This window comes from Bacillus sp. BK450, from assembly GCF_004364885.1.
Taxonomy (GTDB): Bacteria; Bacillota; Bacilli; order Bacillales; family Bacillaceae; genus Bacillus; species Bacillus safensis.
The window spans coordinates 509,907-526,011 of record NZ_SOBQ01000002.1; the positions used below are offsets into that span (position 1 = coordinate 509,907).

A 16,105-nucleotide genomic window follows, 5' to 3' on the forward strand; every position below is an offset into this window, starting at 1 on the left:
ATTGTTTTTCGCTTAAACACTTTTACCATTGTTCTTTGTGAATGAAATGGACTCTTCGATGCTGGATTTGTTGTTTGCTTTGACGACCAGTGCTTTTCCTGACTGTTTCACTAAGAGTACAATAATAAGAGAAGCAAATATCATGCTGATACCTAAGAAAATCATACTTATGTGAAAAGAACCTGTTACATCTTTAATATATCCGACTATATAAGGTCCAAAAAATCCACCAAGATTTCCAATACTATTAATCAATGCGATGGCCCCACCCGCTGCTGCGCCTGTTAAAAAAGATGGGGGGATTGCCCAAAATGGAGAATAAGCGCCAAAAGCTCCACACAATGCGATTGTTAAAAATACAAATGACAAGATCACACTTGTGCTAGCAATAAAACTACTTATGATCATAGCAATCGCACTAACAGTTAAACAGGCAGATACATGCCAGCGTCTTTCATTTTTCTTGTCAGAATGATTCCCAACTAGCACCATGACCAAAATGGCAAAGGTGTACATAAGACCCAAAAGCCACCCCATCCCTTGAGTACTCAAAGAAATTGTGTCAGATAACCCCTTTGAGATCGTCGGTAAGAACATGTTAATACCGTAGAACCCAACCATCCAGCAGAAATAGCCTGCCGATAAAATGAGTACATCTCGATCTTTTAAAGCTTGAACGAAGGTATACCGCTTGACTTGTTCTTTTTCAAGTCTTTCTTTTGTTGTGACATGAATAAGCCACTCTTTCTCATCATTATTCAACCACTTTACTTCTTCAATTTTGTCATCTAGATAAAAAAAGGCAATGACACCAAGAATAAGAGCTGGGATGGCTTCTAAAATAAATAACCACTGCCAGCCGGACATATCCAGCCAATTCACCCCTAAGAGGAAGGTTGAGAGCGGAGCGCCAACTGCATTTGCCCCTGGGATTGCCAGCATAAATCCAGCGATGGCTTTGGCGTGGTGTTTTGTTTGATAGAAACCGCTCAAATAAAACACCATACATGGATAAAAACTGGCCTCTGCTGCGCCTAATAAGAAACGCGCCGTGTAGAACTGCCATGGTTCTTGTACAAAAGCCATTAAAATCGCAATAATTGCCCAAGTCACCATAATTCTGCTGATCCATTTTCTAGCACCTATCTTCGACATAATCGCACTGCCCGGAACCTCTAGTAAAAAATAACCTAAAAAGAAAATTCCCGCCCCGAGTCCAAATACAGCATTTGAAAATCCTAAATCTTCATTCATTTGCAGAGCAGCAAATCCGATGTTCACACGATCTAAAATGGCGATAACAAAACATAATGACAAAAACGGGATTAGTCGAAGTGTAACCTTACGAGTCGTAGATCTCTCCAATGCTTGTTGATTCAAGCTGATTCCCCCTTAACATAGCTTTGTCTGACTATACTTGTGAGCTCTCACGTTATAAAGCGCTTACAAATATGCAACTGATAGAAAAGAGTGAGGCATAGTCTATGCCCAACTCCATTCATATCACTAGTCCATATGCGAACCACCATTAATATCTATCTCTTCCCCTGTGATATAGGAGGCTTCTTTCGCCGCTAGGAACGCAATAGCAGCCGCAATTTCTTTCGTTTCACCTGGGCGGCCAATCGGTATACTGTCAATCACCTTTTTTGCTTCGCCATTAGAAAGCGACTTCCAGATATCAGTATTCACTAGACCTGGAGCTACACAATTGACAGTGATTCCATCCTTTCCTACTTCACGGGCAAGGTTTTTGGAAAAGCCTAGGACGGCGGCTTTGGAAGCAGAGTAATGCGCACCGCCAAATACACCGCCTCCTCTTTTGGCTGATACAGAAGACAGGTTGATAATACGGCCATATCTTTGTTTTTTCATCGTTTCTAGAACTGCTTGTGTACACAAGAACAAACCGAACATATTCACACTGAATATTCTTGTCATATCCTCTAGTGTCATGTCCTGAACTGTTACTTTTTGAGAAATACCTGCGTTATTCACTAATATGTCAATTCTGCCGAATGACACAAGTGTTTCTTTCACCATCTGGTCAATCGATTCTTTATTTGTGACATTTACTTCTATACCGATTGCTTTACCACCGGCATTTTTAATCGCTTCTACAGTACACTGAATTCCCTCTTGATTGATATCTGCTACAACGACTGAAGCGCCCTGCTCGGCTAGAGTGAATGCGATGGTTCTCCCAATTCCCTTTTCAGAACCGCTGCCTGTTACGATCGCAACTTGATTTTTTAGGGTAAACATGGCTAATTCCTACTTTCCTATGAAATTATTCAGCATTTCTTTAGCTGTTTTGATTATATTTTCGATGGTAATGCCATTGATCTCCAAAAGCTTTTCATAAGGTGCGGATTCTCCAAAACGATCTTGCACACCGATTCGTTTGACTCTCCCCCGGCCTTCCTCTGCCACTATCTCACATACAGCACTGCCTAATCCGTTTAGAATATTGTGATCCTCTATAGTAATAATAGGTCCAATATTCAGACACTCCATGACAGCTTCTCGATCTAAAGGCTTGATCGTATGCATATCTAAGAGGGTTGCATAAATACCTTGTTTTTCTAATTCCTTGACTGCTTCTAAGGCAAGATGTACTGTATCTCCATTCGCTATAATCGCGATATCTTTACCAGACTTTACTTTCTTTGCTTTGCCGATGATAAATTCTTCATTTTCATCATATATCATCGGCACAGCATCTCGGGTGAAACGCAAATACATTGGACCATATGTTTCTGCTGCCTGTTTGATCAATTTTCTTGTTGAGTAGTAGTCAGCTCCCATGATCACTGTCATATTGGGAAATGATCTTAAAACGCCCATATCTTCTATCGCTTGATGACTCCCTCCATCATTTCCTGGTGTTAATCCACCGTGGGAGCAGGCGATCTTTACATTCAAATTGGGATAACATACTTCTTGCCGAATTTGTTCTGCCATACGCAGCGACCCGAAAACTGCATAGGTGCTGACAAATGGGATTTTGCCAGTTGTTGCAAGACCAGCTGCCAGGCCGGCACCATTTTGTTCAGCAATTCCGACGTTCACATGCTGATTAGGAAGCTGCTTTATAAATTCTCCTGTTTTGCATGACTTGCCGATATCAATATCTATGACATAAATTTGTTGATTCTCTTTTCCTAATGTAACTATTTCATCACCGAAAGCTTCACGTGTCGCTTTTTTCTTAGTTACTGCTTTTTCAGTTTGACTCATGATTTTAAACCTCCTGCTAGTTCCTCTAATGCCTGCTCATATTCTTCTTCATTTGGCGCAACACCGTGCCATGAGCAGATATCTTCCATATAGGAAACGCCTTTGCCCTTAATGGTATCGGCAACAATACATTTTGGCTTTCCATTTTTCGTTTTTGTTACTTCATTCAGTGTTTCTACAATGTCTTCCATTGAGTGTCCGTCAATTCGTTTTGTTTCAAATCCGAATACTTCAAACTTCTTTTCGATGTCTTGAAGCGGCATAATTTCTTCGCAGAAGCCATCAATTTGCAGGCGGTTATTGTCTACAAACACAATTAAGTTATCCAAGTGATATTTTACTGCGGTTTGGACGGCTTCCCATATTTGCCCTTCCTGACATTCTCCATCTCCCACCATGACAAATACCCGGTAATCTTTTTCATCCCTTTTGCCTGCAAGTGCCATACCAACGCCGCAAGAAAGTCCTTGACCTAATGAGCCTGTGGAGATATCAATTCCCGGACATTTCTTCATATCAGGATGACCTTGAAAAGGTGAACCGTACCGCCGTAATTTGTATACGTTTTCAAAAGAGACATAACCTTTTATAGCTAGAGCTGCATATTGAATAGGTGCCACATGTCCTTTCGATAAAACAAAGCGATCTCGATCTTCCCAATTTGGTTTTTGGGGATTGATATTCATTTCTTTAAAATAAAGGGCGGTAATGATATCAGCAGCTGATAAGGAACCTCCTGGATGACCCGATTGCGCTTCGTAAATCATCGTTATCGCCGTTTTTCTGAGCTCGATGGCTTTTGCTTTGAGTTCTGCCACACTTCTGTCTTTCATTCCGATCACCTCGATTATTTTTTAAGTTATAACTTGAATTCTTAGTTACTTGTTCACTTGTATGACAAGCGGTTTATGAGATCACTATACAATTCTTGAAAGCGTTTGTCTATCTATTTTTTGAATTTTTAAATAAAATATTGCTTTTCTCGATACTTAGATTCAGCACTCTATTTTAAATGAAATAAAAACACCACCCTATCATCTGGTGATGTTTTACATTTCAACTATGCTATTCTCTTTTAGAAAACGCTCAAAAAGCTTATGGCCTTCCTCTTCAATCAGTTCATCTTCAATCAAATATTCTCCAATCAATAACCCAAGATCCTTCCACTTCTCATATTCTTTTAAAAGCGTTATCCCGTAACTTTTTTGATCAAAAAACAATAACCATCTTCCTGTTTCTAAACTCTTAAAAAACACGCCTTCATAATCAAAACCTTGCTCATAATATCCTACATGTAAATGCATACTCTCATCTAAACTATGTATTCTTTCATATGTACACACTTTATCTTGCTCCCTTAGCTTCTCATATCTTACTGATAATCAATATTCCTCAACTCGACCCATTCAACAGAGTCCGGTACCTTTTTTGTCGTCACAAAATGTTGAACGATTTCATACGCCTGATTACGATCAACATAGCTACATGATGGCACATACAATGGTGATCCTGCGATCAAATGCTCGATCGTTTCGATCTTTTCTACCTTTTGAAAAGGGACTAAAAAATCTGGATATCTGATGATAAAGAATCCATACGGTTCAGTATAAAAGAAAACTAGACTTTCACTTTCCCACTCTTCCTCTATCTCAATGGAAGATTCTCCGTTTCCTTGTTTCCAATACTCTTCACCCTCCTGAAAGAAGATCCTTTTCATGAATTCTTCTCCCGGATTTTCTACTGGAGCTCCTGTAAGCCCGTAGTATAAAAACATCAATATCGCTCCCTCATGCCTCTATCAATTTGGATTTAACCAATTGTTCTATTTCCCTCAAAATCATAAAAAGCTTGTGTTTGTTGGTTTAATTTTAGCATGTGATATAGCTTTGGGTTTAGCTTTTGAAAGGTTTGAGTGCTGACCCATTTTACTTCATCAATATCATGATCCGGATCTAGAATGTTCATCTCTCCCCCGATCATTTCCGCAAAGAACGTAATGATAAGCGCATGATGTTTTTTATCTTGAAAGAACGCTTCTCGAACCGAATGAAGTTCATTTACTTTGACAACATACCCTGTCTCTTCTTTCACTTCGCGGATGACAGCCTGCTGCAGGTGTTCACCTTTTTCCACAGCACCGCCTGGAAGTTCCCAATATCCCTTTACATTCTTGACCGTTAAAAGATTTTCTTCCTCGTCATAAATAATAGCTGAAACTACGTCTACTCGTTTCAAATAAATCCCCCTCAACATTCTCCATTCACATCAATTGCCCTCTATATATGACACGAACTGTTCATTTTATCATTCTTATTATACTGGTTGTGCTCGTGGGATTTACAGGAAATATCGTTTCTCTTTTGAGACAAATCAAAGCGTCCAACGAGAAAATCATCCAACTGTTAGAACAGCAAAAACCGAAAAAATAAAACCTCACGCATCTAGCAGGAGGTTTTTGCCATAGGAGAAATTTTCCCGTTACTCATCAAATAACATATTTCTGATTCGCCGAATATAATGAAGCGCAATATGAGCAAGACATAAAATGAGCCCAATCATCGCAAGAATATAGATGGGCAGCATCAAACCAGGTACATAGTTTACGACAAATCCCAAACTAAACGCTGTCAGCATATATATGCTGATCAACCTCATCAATACCATTCGAAGCCCTCCCTTTCTACAATCACTTTAACATATTTTCCCTTCATTCTCATAATTGGCTTTAAAAAAGATGCGAATCCATTAAGACTCGCATCTTTTTACGTATTCAATTCACCTTTTTCGCCCGTGCTTCCTTCCACTGCTCAAGCTCCGAGACTGTTAGTAATTGATATCCTTGTTTGGTCAATTCCTTAATGATCGTGACAGCCGCGTTGGCAGAGGTGTCATAGATGTCGTGCATTAAGACGGTTTCTCCGCTAGACGCATGGGTAAGAATGTAGTTGGCAACGTATTGGCTGTTGCGATATTTCCAGTCTTCGGGATCTACATCCCAAAGTGTGACTTTCATGTTGACAGCCGCGTTAATCTGCCCGTTTGTTCCACCATATGGCGGTCTAAAGTGAGTCGGTGTGAACCCGCCTGCTTTTTCAATGATTTGCTGCGTATCTTCTACTTGTTTGATGGCTTGTTTTAATGGCAGTCTTGTGAGTAAAGGGTGGTTATAGGAATGATTTCCGATTTCATTTCCACCTTTTCTGATTTCACCTAGCATATCGGGATAATATTGAACCCTGCTTCCTAATACAAAAAATGTCGCGTGGCCTTTGTTTTCTTTTAAAGCTGTTAAGATTTTTGAAGTTGTTGATGGATTTGGTCCATCATCAAATGTAAGGGCAATGGCTTTTTGATTTGGGTTGAATACTCCCTGTTTTGGCAGTTTTACGATCTTTCTTTTTGCGATCGGTTCTTTTTTCTCGTTTTTGTTCTTTTCTTTATTGATGTATTCTGGCTTTAACATTCCTTTAAGCAGTGTTTTCTTAATCGCCAGCACTTGAGGACCTTTCTTGTCTGGTGCAATTTGCCCTGCTGGGAAGTAGAATTCAATAAAACGATCTTTGATGGCAAAATACTGATAATGCTCTGCCTCAGGAGATGTTCCTTGTTTAAGCAAATGCTCGTTTTCCGCAAGAGAGCGATCTTTTTTTAACTCCTCAAATGTCATTTGAGACAGTTTTTGCAGACTTTTTTTCTTTGATAAAAATAGATCATCTATTGATAAAAACTGCTGTTTCTTGAAATCAAAATTGAATATCTTCGTTTCATGTGCGCCTTTTACTCCGCCTTTCCATTCATATGTATTGAATTTGATCGCAGCAGTTTGTTTTGCATAATGAGTAATCTCATAATCTATGTTTAATTCGTATCGATGATCTTCATCGACATCGCTTGCTTCACTAAACGATGTTTTGAATTTGTCCAGCGCTGTTTCTGCAAATCTTTTCATCTCTTGATCTAGCTTTTTTTGATGAAACACAGGATAGTTCACAGCATATCTCAAGTATCTCCCGTCATTCACGAGGGTCACAATTTCAACTTCTTTATAGCTCGCATCTGGTTCTACCTTCTTCTTCTCTGTCCCGCTTGCCTGCTGATTATGATAAAACGCAGCGATTCCGATGATCATCGCAAGTCCGCATAGGACGAGACTGACTTTCCATTTAATTGACACAATGATTCTCCTCTCGTGATGCCGTCATGCCTGAATGACGTGTGTTTGTAGGATAGACTTTGCATGCCCTCTTTTTAGTTTGCAAATCACACAATTGTCACATTTTCGACACATTTTTGGAGAGGAATAAAAAAAGGACTTGATTTCTCAGTCCTTTAATTACTTTTGCATATATAGTTGAAATAATTTCGTTTCTTCATCAATGGAACGCGCTCGATCAAATGCCGCTCTGACTGTCTTTGTATTGTTAATAAGCTCGTACAGCATGGTCAGTACAAAGATAAATGCTGCATTCCCATCGATGTAATCGTCCGGTGCCGAATAAGATGCAGCCCCTGCCTCTAAGAAAGCATCTGCTAGATTTTTCTCTCCTAGTGTGCAGCCTGTAGAGATGACATGAACTCCTTCTAATGAGGCATACCGCTTGATTTCTTCCGCTCCAAAGGCAGTATCTCTAGGCTCCTCATCTTCGTATACATCTTCCCCTAATTCAGGCATGATAAATGCTCCTTCTTCACCGTGAAACGATAAAAGAAGGTAATCTATTTCTCCTCTAACTCTACCAGATAACACATGAATCAGATCATTCGGTCTTCCAATCCAATGCATATCGACTTTCACGCCGAAGTTTTCAAGTGCTGCACGCAGGGCAAAAGATTCCAGTTCACTATTGGGTCCTGCTGCTAATATGATACGCATGGCCTGTTGATCCACTTCTATCTCCTCCAGACTATGATAAAAATAAAACCATTTTTTCCTCATCTGCATATGTATCAGTCCATTTTAGCGCTTTTTCTTCGACAGCGTACGACTCAAATCCAACAGAGCGATAGAGGCGCTTGGCTGAGTGATTAGTAGTCACCACTGATAAATACATTTGCTCGATATCCCCCTGTTCTCGCGCAAAGGAAAGCGCTTTTGTCATCAAGGCTTGGCCTGCCCCTTCTCCGCGGGCACTAGGTGTTACATACATCGCTGTCAGATTCGCTCGGTGCTTTAACTTCTGCAAGGTTTCTTGGATGAGCGTGACTGCCCCCACAAGCTGCCCTTGATGAAAAGCACCAAAAGACCACATAGATTTCGCCGAAGCAAAACGCGCTTTATATTTATCCTTTGTATTGATTTGCTCTTCCTCATAGCTCATCGCAAAGCCCTCTGGATTTAATCGCAGTGCTTCTAGTCTGAGTGCTGCATATTCTTCAGCATCATCTGGTGTTAACAATCGAATATTCAGAAAATCGCCTCCAAAAGAATGATGGATACTTCTAATTTTATCTTGAAAAGAACTTTGGATCAAAATTTTATTCCTAAATATAAAAAGGCATCCCATAAAAGGATGCCCCCTTCATTACCACTTACAGCGCTTCACCGGACGGCAGCAAGGGTTTTTGATATCACTGCCGCAATCGTATTCTTCTACAATATACTCGTTGTGAGTCGATTCAGTGACCGGATAGTAGTTTTCGATTCTTTTGATGTTTTTATTGACGTTTGTGATATGCGTTGGGTGAATTTTTCTGATCGTTTGTTCATTCGTTCTTGTGTTGACAATTTGACGTGTGGGGAAAACAACCGTTTCGTCTCCTCCTTGGTTTCCTCTGCGAGGTCCAAAGAAGAAATCATCTAATCGATTTCGGCTCATCTTAACACCCCTTCAAGTTGTCTTTCACTTACACTCTATCGTATGTCAGAGGCACCTTTCGTGATTAGATGCATGTCTATTTTTTAAAAAAACTTTCTATCTAGTTTTCTCTTTCTTTACAAAAGGACAATTTTAACATATTATACAAATGATATCTTACGAAGACAGGTCATCCATGAAAACAAAATATCAGCTCTTTTTATTCAATGCATTTTTTCCACTCATTATCAAATAAGAGGTGAACGATATGATCAACACGACACAGCCATTCGAACGAAACAAGCTAGACATTGCACTTGAACTAACTCAATTACATCTGAATCAATATCAAACAAACCATCCTGATCAGCTGAGTGAAATCTATGCGAAATATTACGCGCTGCTTGAAGTGCTGGATTTGTCTTCCTATGATCAATTGATTGATTTACTGCCAAATGAGCTCAAACAGACGCTTGAGTAAAAAAACCATCTACCCACATGGGATAGATGGTTTTCTTTATTTATACACGTGCAGCCATATCGGTTTCGATTTGCTCTAAGCTTCTTCCCTTTGTCTCGACTAGCACAAATCGGGTGAATAACAGCCCGATTAAGCAGATGACCCCGAATGAGGAGAAAATGACCCCAAAGCTGAATTGATCAGCCAGAATAGGGAAAACGAGTCCAACTGCTAACGATCCGGTCCAGTTAAAGGCAGAAGAGATACCTGCTCCGATGCCTCTGACAGAAAGCGGGAAGATTTCGCCGATGATGATCCAGGTGATCGGTGCCCACGAGAAGGCATAGCACAAAATAAAGCAGCAAAGTGAAATCAATGTTACCCAGTTTAAAATTCCTTCACTAACGCCAAGTGCCCCTAATGCGGCTGGAGCAAAGAAAGAAAGAGCCATGCCCGACCCTCCTACGGTGAGAATCGTTCGGCGGTCGAAGCGGTCAACAAATTGTAAAAAGATCACGGTCGTGACGACAAAAATAACACCGACAATGACTGTAAAACCTGCGGCAACTTGAGGTGCAAGCCCTACATTCCGAGCGATACTCGTTGCATAATAGACAATGGAGTTCGCGCCTTGAATTTGCTGAAGGGTTGCCATTCCAACCCCAATGAAAAGAGCCATTCTGAATTTCTTTTGAAACAATTCACGAATCCCCGAGCGTTCTTCTTTTGCGACTTCTAAAATTTCCTGCATTTCTGATTCGATTTCTTCACGAGAAGAACGCAGTGATCCTAATACTTCCCGTGCTTTATGAGCCATTCCGTGTTTAATCAAATATCTCGGAGATTCAGGAAGCTTCAGCATACCAATATAAAGCACGATCGCAAATAAAGCGGCACTTCCCAGCATCCAGCGCCAGCTGTCTGGGATGGGCTCAAACACAAATGCAACAATATAGCTGAGTAATAGTCCAGTTACAATCATGAGCTGATTGAGCCCAGATAATTTCCCGCGGATTTTAGCAGGAGCGATTTCAGACATGTAAGCCGGAACCAAAGATGAAGCTGTTCCTACTGCTGTCCCTAAAAAGATTCGAGCGATGGTGAGTGAAATCTCTTCTGGTGCGACAGCTGATCCGATCGCCCCGACAAAAAAGATCACGGATGAGACCAAAATGAGTTTTCTGCGGCCAAATTTATCCCCTAAAAGACCGCTTAAGATGGAGCCAATGATGGCCCCGCCCATTAATGAAGAGACAACGATTCCAAGCCATAATGGGCTGAGCTGAAATTCTTGCTGAATATGTCCTTCCGCCCCTGCAATAATACCAATATCATATCCAAATAAGATGCCTGCAAAGGACCCGAAAAAGAAGATAAATTTGCTTGACACTTTTTTCTCCAAGTGGATGACCCCCTCACTTAATTAACCGCTTTCATTTCACCCAGTGCTTCTACTGTAACCAGCAGAAGACCTTTCCCCCTTCTATAAAACCACATATTCTGCATCGACAAGCTTTGCAAAATGAACAATTTGATCAACCGTTAAATTGAGAGACACGACTGTATGGTGGCCTCCGCCTTCTTTAATCCATGCTTTGACGCCATCCTGAAAATTCGGTTTGATTTTCCACAATACACGCGCAACTGGTAAATGAGGTGCTGCTTCCTCTGGCTCAAAGGCTTCGACTTCTTGTATGAGCCATTTAAAATGTGTTCCAAAATCCGCAATGGAGACAACGACACCATCGCCTGCTTTTCCATCAAACACAAGACGTGCTGGATCTTCCCGGTTTCCGATCCCAAGTGGAGACACGACAATGACAGGTTTTGTATGAGCGAGCGCTGGATCTACTTCCAGCATATGAGATTGCAGCACTGCTTCCTCTCCAGACGTCATTTCATACGTGTAGTCCTCCATAAATCCAGTGGATTGATGATGACTCATCACCTTTAATAAGCGGTCCAGTGCGGCTGTTTTCCAATCACCTTCCCCAGCAAAGCCGTATCCCTTTGCCATCAGCCGCTGTACCGCAAGTCCAGGCAGCTGCTTCATCCCATGTAAGTCTTCAAAGTTTGTTGTAAAGGCATTATAGCCGCCTTCGTCTAAGAAACGTTTGATGGCGATCTCATATCGCGCCTGCACCTTGACACTTTTTTCCCATTCTTCAACTGAATACGTTCCATAATTCACATCATATTGCGTTAAATACTCAGCAAATAATGCATCTACCTCTTCGTCTTCTACTGCATTTACATATTCGACGAGATCGCCTATTCCAAAGTAGTCAACGGTCCATCCTAATTGAATCTGCGCTTCGATTTTATCGCCTTCTGTCACAGCCACATGCCGCATGTTGTCACCAAACCGGGCTACTTTGATGTGAAAGCTCTCATGATAGGCTGCCGCAACGTCCATCCAATCAGCAATTTGCTGCTGCACTTCCGGCTTAGACCAATGACCGGTCACAATTTGGTTTTGTTTATTTAAACGTGCATTGATATAGCCATATTCTCTGTCTCCATGTGCGGATTGATGGAGATTCATATAGTCCATGTCGATCGTGTCCCACGGAATCTTTTCATAATATTGTGTAACAAGATGCAAAAGAGGCTTTTGCAAAAGACTAGTGCCGCGTATCCACATTTTTGCTGGAGAAAATGTATGCATCCACGTCATCACACCGACAACTTCATCGCGATAATTGACCTCTTTCATAAGCTTTGTGATTTGATCGGCACTGACAGCCAGTTCCTGCAAGATCACTGGATAAGGAAGTAAACCGCTCTCATTTAAAGCATCCGTCATCTTTTGTGCATCTGCTTTTACTTTTTGCAGTGCTTGATCACCATATAAATGTTGTGACCCAACAATAAACCAAAACTCTTTTTTCAGGCTTGTTAACATAGATATCCCTCGTTTCTTTATGTTGAAGGTTTTTGTCCGTAATACGCATGCTTTCCATGTTTTCTTAAGTAATGTTTATCTAAAATTCGCTGCGGCAATGGCTCAGCAAATTCGTTCAATTGCTTGGCAAAAAGATTCATCTTGGCGACTTCATCTAAAATCACACTGTTTGTGACCGCACTTTTTGCATCCTTCCCCCATGTAAATGGACCATGACCTTGAAGCAATACACCCGGCACCGCCATCACATCTAGGTTTCTTTTCTCAAACGTTTCGATGATCAGCTTGCCCGTTTCTACCTCATAGCCGCGATTGACTTCTTCTTCTGTTAGAAAACGAGCGCACGGAACGGCGCCGTAAAATGTATCGGCATGTGTTGTGCCCATTGCTGGTAAATCAAGTCCTGCCTGCGCCCAAATGGTTGCCCACATGGAATGGCTATGTGAAATGCCGCCAATTTCCTCAAAGTGTTTGTAAAGAACTGCATGTGTAGCTGTATCTGACGAAGGACTCAATTCTCCTTCCACCACTTCACCATCAAAATTCACCACGACCATATCTTTTGCTGATAGTTGGTCATACGCTATGCCGCTCGGCTTAATTACAAACAAACCACTGTCACGATCACATGCACTGACATTACCCCATGTAAATTTCACAAGTCCGTATTTTGGCAAATCTAAATTTGCTTGATACACTTCTTCTTTTAAGCGATCTAGCATACCGTCGTCACTCCTTTCGTTGGCATCAGATGTGCTACCGCCGCTTCTTCAATCGCAAGCCCATTTTGATAGCGCTTTAAAAATTCGTCAAAGCCTTTGACATCGAGTGGATCGGGCTCCATGAGCTCTTCTGATGTATGGGCAAATACGCGATGGGTGAGAAATTCAGCCAATGTTTGCTGCTGATGATGGACCATATATGAAGCAAGGACAGCCATCCCAAACGCACCGCCTTCTCCAGCTGTTGAAACAACTGATACAGGTGTATTCAGCGCTGCGGCAACCATTTTTTGTCCAACGAGCGGTGTTTTAAATAATCCCCCATGCCCTAGTAAGCGGTCAATCACTACATGTTCCTGTTCCTTTAATCGGTCCATGCCTATTTTCATAGCACCAAAAGCAGAGAACAAATGGGTACGCATGAAATTAGCAAGGTTAAAGCGGCTTTCAGGAGACCTGACAAAAAGAGGTCTTCCTTCTGGCAGTCTCGTAATATTTTCACCAGAGTAATAGCCATAGCTTAAGAGTCCGCCGCCATCTCGATCTGCTTCTAAAGCTTGCTGCAATAAGGATTCGTATAACCTTTCTGACTCCACTTGCAGGCCAAGTGCTTCAAATGCCTCTTTGAATAAATTCATCCAAGCGTTTAGGTCACTTGTACAGTTATTCGCATGAACCATCGCAACTGGCAGTCCATCCGGCGTCGTAACCATGTCTACTTCTGGATACACACCTTTTAGATCCTGATCCAGCACAATCATGGCAAAAACCGACGTCCCAACAGAAATATTCCCGGTCCGTCTTTCTACACTGTTTGTCGCCACCATGCCCGTTCCAGCGTCACCTTCCGGCGGGCAAAATGGAATGCCTGGCTGCAAATGTTTTCCTTGATCCAAAATGGCTGCCCCTGCTGCCGTTAACACGCCAGCCTCTTCGCCTGCCAAATAGACACGCGGCAGAAGGTGGCGAAGCTTCCACGGATAGCCTTTTTCTGCAATCAATGCTTCAAATTGCTGGAGCATTTCTTCATTGTAGTCCTTCGTTTGTTCATCAATCGGAAACATCCCTGACGCATCGCCAATACCAATGGCCTGCTTTCCGGTTAACAGCCAGTGAATATATCCTGACAAAGTGGTCATATATTCTAATCGGGATAGATGTTTTTCATCTTCTAATACCGCTTGATACAAATGGGCAATGCTCCATCTTTCTGGAATATGAAATTGAAATACGTCTGTCAGCTTTTGACTCGCCTCGATGGTCGTTGCATTCCGCCATGTTCGGAACGGAACGAGAACCTCTCCTGTATGATCACATGCCACATAGCCATGCATCATCGCTGATACCCCGATTGAGCCAATGGTTTGAATGGTCACACCATACTTTTGCTCGGCCTGTTCTTTCATCTCTCGATACGCCACTTGCAGACCTGTAATGATATCAATTAAGTTATACGTCCATATTCCATCCTGGAGAAAACTTTCCCATTCATATGCACCTTGTGCAATTGGCTGAAATTCCTCATCTATTAAAATTGCTTTAATTCGTGTTGAACCAAATTCAATGCCTAAAGATGTCCGTCCTTCTTTCAAGGCTTTGGCCGTCTCTTTGTGATCCACTCTACGTTCACCCCCATTTTTGATAGCGGTTTCAATTTTCTTTTTCGAGATTCATTGATTCTCTGGTACAATCACAATATAATATTTGTACGTACATATGTCAATAATAAATATAGTTGTACATACATAATGCGACAAAAACTTTCATTTTTTCTGAAGGGGTCATAACAGAAAAGGGAAGCGCCTGTTTTTGATCCGACAACCATGTTAAAATATGTCCATACAATTTCTTCTCAATCCGAGTAGATGATCAACTGAGAAAGAAGTGAAACGATGAAAAAGAAGTACCAGATCATTATTGATGATATAAAAAGCAAAATACTCACAGGGGATTATCGGATCGGGGAGCGTATTCCAACCGAATCAAGCCTGCAAGACATGTATCAAGTAAGCAGACATACAGTTCGAAAAGCCATCTTGGAATTGTCCAGCGAAGGATTTTTGCGCAGCGAAAAAGGTTCAGGCACATTTGTGACCAATCAATATCAAACAAAACCTGCGGGACATGCACATATGAAAACGATTGGGGTGATTACAACATACATATCCGATTACATTTTCCCTTCTATCATTCGAGGCATTGAAAGCCGTTTAAACGAAGAGAACTATTCCTTGTTACTGGCAAGTACAAATAACGATGTTGAGCAGGAGAAAAAAGCGCTGGAAATGATGCTGTCGTTTGGGGTGGACGGACTTATTGTCGAGCCGACGAAAAGCAATTTATATAACCCAAACATTTCGTACTACTTATCCTTTAAAGAACAGGATGTACCGCTCATTATGATCAATGCCTATTATGAGCAGCTAGAGGTTCCTTTTCTTTGTTTAGATGATGTAAAATCCAGCTATTTAGCCACAAAAGAGCTGATCACCTCAGGCCATCAGCAAATTGGGCTTATTTCAAAAACAGATGATTTACAAGGAAAATATCGGATGAAGGGCTATATTCAAGCGCTAGGTGAAGCTAAGCTTAATTTCCTGCCTGAGCATGTGCTCTTTTTCGATACAGAATCGAAGCAGCATTTGGGGGAGCAAATTAACACATTCCTGATGGCGCACCAGCATGAGCTGACTGCCCTTGTTTGCTATAACGATGAGGTGGGTTTAGAAGTAGTCAATGTATGCAGCGAAATCGGGCTGTCCATTCCAGATGATCTCTCGATTATTGGACAGGATAATTCGTATATCGCTCAGAAAAATGCCCATGTGAAGCTGACAACACTGACCCATCCTCAGGAGCAAATGGGCCGTGATGCAGCAGACTGGATGATTAAAAAAGTACAAGGAAAAAAGAATCTCCCTGATCAAACGTTTTACGAGCCTGAATTGGTTCCAGGTGAAACGATCAAACGAATAAAATGAGC

The 16,105-nt window shown here is 41.4% G+C and carries 18 protein-coding genes; 2 read left to right on the top strand and 16 right to left on the bottom strand.

Annotated features, from left to right (window positions below):
• Nucleotides 1-12: 12 nt before the first annotated feature.
• From EV579_RS07840 to EV579_RS07895, 12 genes are all read right to left on the bottom strand, one after another.
• Nucleotides 13-1,380 (bottom strand): MFS transporter, encoded by a 1,368-nt coding sequence (locus tag EV579_RS07840; protein ID WP_025092867.1) that lies wholly within the window; start codon nt 1,378-1,380, stop codon nt 13-15.
• 126 nt (nt 1,381-1,506) lie between these two features.
• The gene (locus EV579_RS07845) at nt 1,507-2,265 is read right to left on the bottom strand and encodes an SDR family NAD(P)-dependent oxidoreductase (protein ID WP_044332162.1); all 759 of its coding nucleotides are present in this window, start codon (nt 2,263-2,265) and stop codon (nt 1,507-1,509) included.
• A gap of 9 nt (nt 2,266-2,274) precedes the next feature.
• Nucleotides 2,275-3,240: a transketolase family protein gene (locus EV579_RS07850; RefSeq protein ID WP_133744221.1), complete on the bottom strand. Its 966-nt coding sequence runs from the start codon at nt 3,238-3,240 to the stop codon at nt 2,275-2,277.
• Nucleotides 3,237-4,073, bottom strand: a complete 837-nt coding sequence (locus EV579_RS07855; RefSeq protein ID WP_025092864.1) for a transketolase — start codon at nt 4,071-4,073, stop codon at nt 3,237-3,239. Before EV579_RS07855 ends, EV579_RS07850 begins: the two co-directional genes overlap by 4 nt.
• A 216-nt stretch (nt 4,074-4,289) precedes the next feature.
• Nucleotides 4,290-4,583, bottom strand: a complete 294-nt coding sequence (locus tag EV579_RS07860; RefSeq protein ID WP_025092863.1) for a DUF3986 family protein — start codon at nt 4,581-4,583, stop codon at nt 4,290-4,292.
• A 29-nt stretch (nt 4,584-4,612) separates the two neighbouring features.
• Nucleotides 4,613-5,014, bottom strand: coding sequence for a hypothetical protein (locus EV579_RS07865; RefSeq protein WP_133744222.1), 402 nt, complete (start codon nt 5,012-5,014; stop codon nt 4,613-4,615).
• Between the two features lie 35 nt (nt 5,015-5,049).
• Nucleotides 5,050-5,475 (bottom strand): NUDIX hydrolase, encoded by a 426-nt coding sequence (locus EV579_RS07870; protein ID WP_133744223.1) that lies wholly within the window; start codon nt 5,473-5,475, stop codon nt 5,050-5,052.
• Between the two features lie 243 nt (nt 5,476-5,718).
• Nucleotides 5,719-5,904 (bottom strand): hypothetical protein, encoded by a 186-nt coding sequence (locus tag EV579_RS07875; RefSeq protein ID WP_044332168.1) that lies wholly within the window; start codon nt 5,902-5,904, stop codon nt 5,719-5,721.
• A gap of 106 nt (nt 5,905-6,010) precedes the next feature.
• Nucleotides 6,011-7,414, bottom strand: a complete 1,404-nt coding sequence (locus EV579_RS07880; protein WP_133744224.1) for a polysaccharide deacetylase family protein — start codon at nt 7,412-7,414, stop codon at nt 6,011-6,013.
• Nucleotides 7,415-7,573: 159 nt separating this feature from the next.
• Nucleotides 7,574-8,128 carry a hypothetical protein gene (locus tag EV579_RS07885; protein WP_044332172.1) on the bottom strand — a complete coding sequence of 185 codons (555 nt, stop codon included), beginning with the start codon at nt 8,126-8,128 and terminating at the stop codon, nt 7,574-7,576.
• Nucleotides 8,129-8,144: 16 nt separating this feature from the next.
• Entirely contained in the window at nt 8,145-8,711 is a 567-nt protein-coding gene (locus tag EV579_RS07890) for a GNAT family N-acetyltransferase (RefSeq protein WP_326494374.1), read from the bottom strand.
• 51 nt (nt 8,712-8,762) lie between these two features.
• Nucleotides 8,763-9,056: a spore coat protein gene (locus EV579_RS07895; RefSeq protein WP_024423071.1), complete on the bottom strand. Its 294-nt coding sequence runs from the start codon at nt 9,054-9,056 to the stop codon at nt 8,763-8,765.
• Between the two features lie 247 nt (nt 9,057-9,303).
• On the opposite strand from EV579_RS07895, the gene EV579_RS07900 reads away from it, so the two are divergent.
• Entirely contained in the window at nt 9,304-9,516 is a 213-nt protein-coding gene (locus EV579_RS07900; RefSeq protein WP_024427922.1) for a hypothetical protein, read from the top strand.
• Between the two features lie 40 nt (nt 9,517-9,556).
• Here the strand turns inward: EV579_RS07900 and EV579_RS07905 are convergent, their stop codons facing one another.
• The 4 genes from EV579_RS07905 to EV579_RS07920 all read right to left on the bottom strand — a co-directional run bounded on the left by EV579_RS07905 (nt 9,557) and on the right by EV579_RS07920 (nt 14,741).
• Nucleotides 9,557-10,897, bottom strand: coding sequence for a sugar porter family MFS transporter (locus EV579_RS07905; RefSeq protein WP_034622781.1), 1,341 nt, complete (start codon nt 10,895-10,897; stop codon nt 9,557-9,559).
• A gap of 81 nt (nt 10,898-10,978) precedes the next feature.
• On the bottom strand, nt 10,979-12,400 hold the full coding sequence (araA, locus tag EV579_RS07910; RefSeq protein WP_133744225.1) for an L-arabinose isomerase: 1,422 nt from the start codon (nt 12,398-12,400) through the stop codon (nt 10,979-10,981).
• A 17-nt stretch (nt 12,401-12,417) separates the two neighbouring features.
• On the bottom strand, nt 12,418-13,122 hold the full coding sequence (locus EV579_RS07915) for an L-ribulose-5-phosphate 4-epimerase (RefSeq protein ID WP_133744226.1): 705 nt from the start codon (nt 13,120-13,122) through the stop codon (nt 12,418-12,420).
• Nucleotides 13,116-14,741, bottom strand: a complete 1,626-nt coding sequence (locus tag EV579_RS07920; RefSeq protein ID WP_133744227.1) for a xylulokinase — start codon at nt 14,739-14,741, stop codon at nt 13,116-13,118. Before EV579_RS07920 ends, EV579_RS07915 begins: the two co-directional genes overlap by 7 nt.
• 273 nt (nt 14,742-15,014) lie before the next feature.
• On the opposite strand from EV579_RS07920, the gene EV579_RS07925 reads away from it, so the two are divergent.
• Nucleotides 15,015-16,103 carry a GntR family transcriptional regulator gene (locus EV579_RS07925; protein WP_133744228.1) on the top strand — a complete coding sequence of 363 codons (1,089 nt, stop codon included), beginning with the start codon at nt 15,015-15,017 and terminating at the stop codon, nt 16,101-16,103.
• The last annotated feature ends 2 nt before the right edge of the window (nt 16,104-16,105 follow it).

Bases quoted from the DNA above. Each gene is read 5' to 3' on its own strand.
- EV579_RS07845 (WP_044332162.1), bottom strand. From the start codon at position 2,265: ATGTTTACCCTAAAAAATCAAGTTGCGATCGTAACAGGCAGCGGTTCT.
- EV579_RS07850 (WP_133744221.1), bottom strand. From the start codon at position 3,240: ATGAGTCAAACTGAAAAAGCAGTAACTAAGAAAAAAGCGACACGTGAA.
- EV579_RS07855 (WP_025092864.1), bottom strand. From the start codon at position 4,073: ATGAAAGACAGAAGTGTGGCAGAACTCAAAGCAAAAGCCATCGAGCTC.
- EV579_RS07865 (WP_133744222.1), bottom strand. From the start codon at position 5,014: ATGTTTTTATACTACGGGCTTACAGGAGCTCCAGTAGAAAATCCGGGA.
- EV579_RS07875 (WP_044332168.1), bottom strand. From the start codon at position 5,904: ATGGTATTGATGAGGTTGATCAGCATATATATGCTGACAGCGTTTAGT.
- EV579_RS07895 (WP_024423071.1), bottom strand. From the start codon at position 9,056: ATGAGCCGAAATCGATTAGATGATTTCTTCTTTGGACCTCGCAGAGGA.
- EV579_RS07900 (WP_024427922.1), top strand. From the start codon at position 9,304: ATGATCAACACGACACAGCCATTCGAACGAAACAAGCTAGACATTGCA.
- araA (WP_133744225.1), bottom strand. From the start codon at position 12,400: ATGTTAACAAGCCTGAAAAAAGAGTTTTGGTTTATTGTTGGGTCACAA.
- EV579_RS07915 (WP_133744226.1), bottom strand. From the start codon at position 13,122: ATGCTAGATCGCTTAAAAGAAGAAGTGTATCAAGCAAATTTAGATTTG.
- EV579_RS07925 (WP_133744228.1), top strand. From the start codon at position 15,015: ATGAAAAAGAAGTACCAGATCATTATTGATGATATAAAAAGCAAAATA.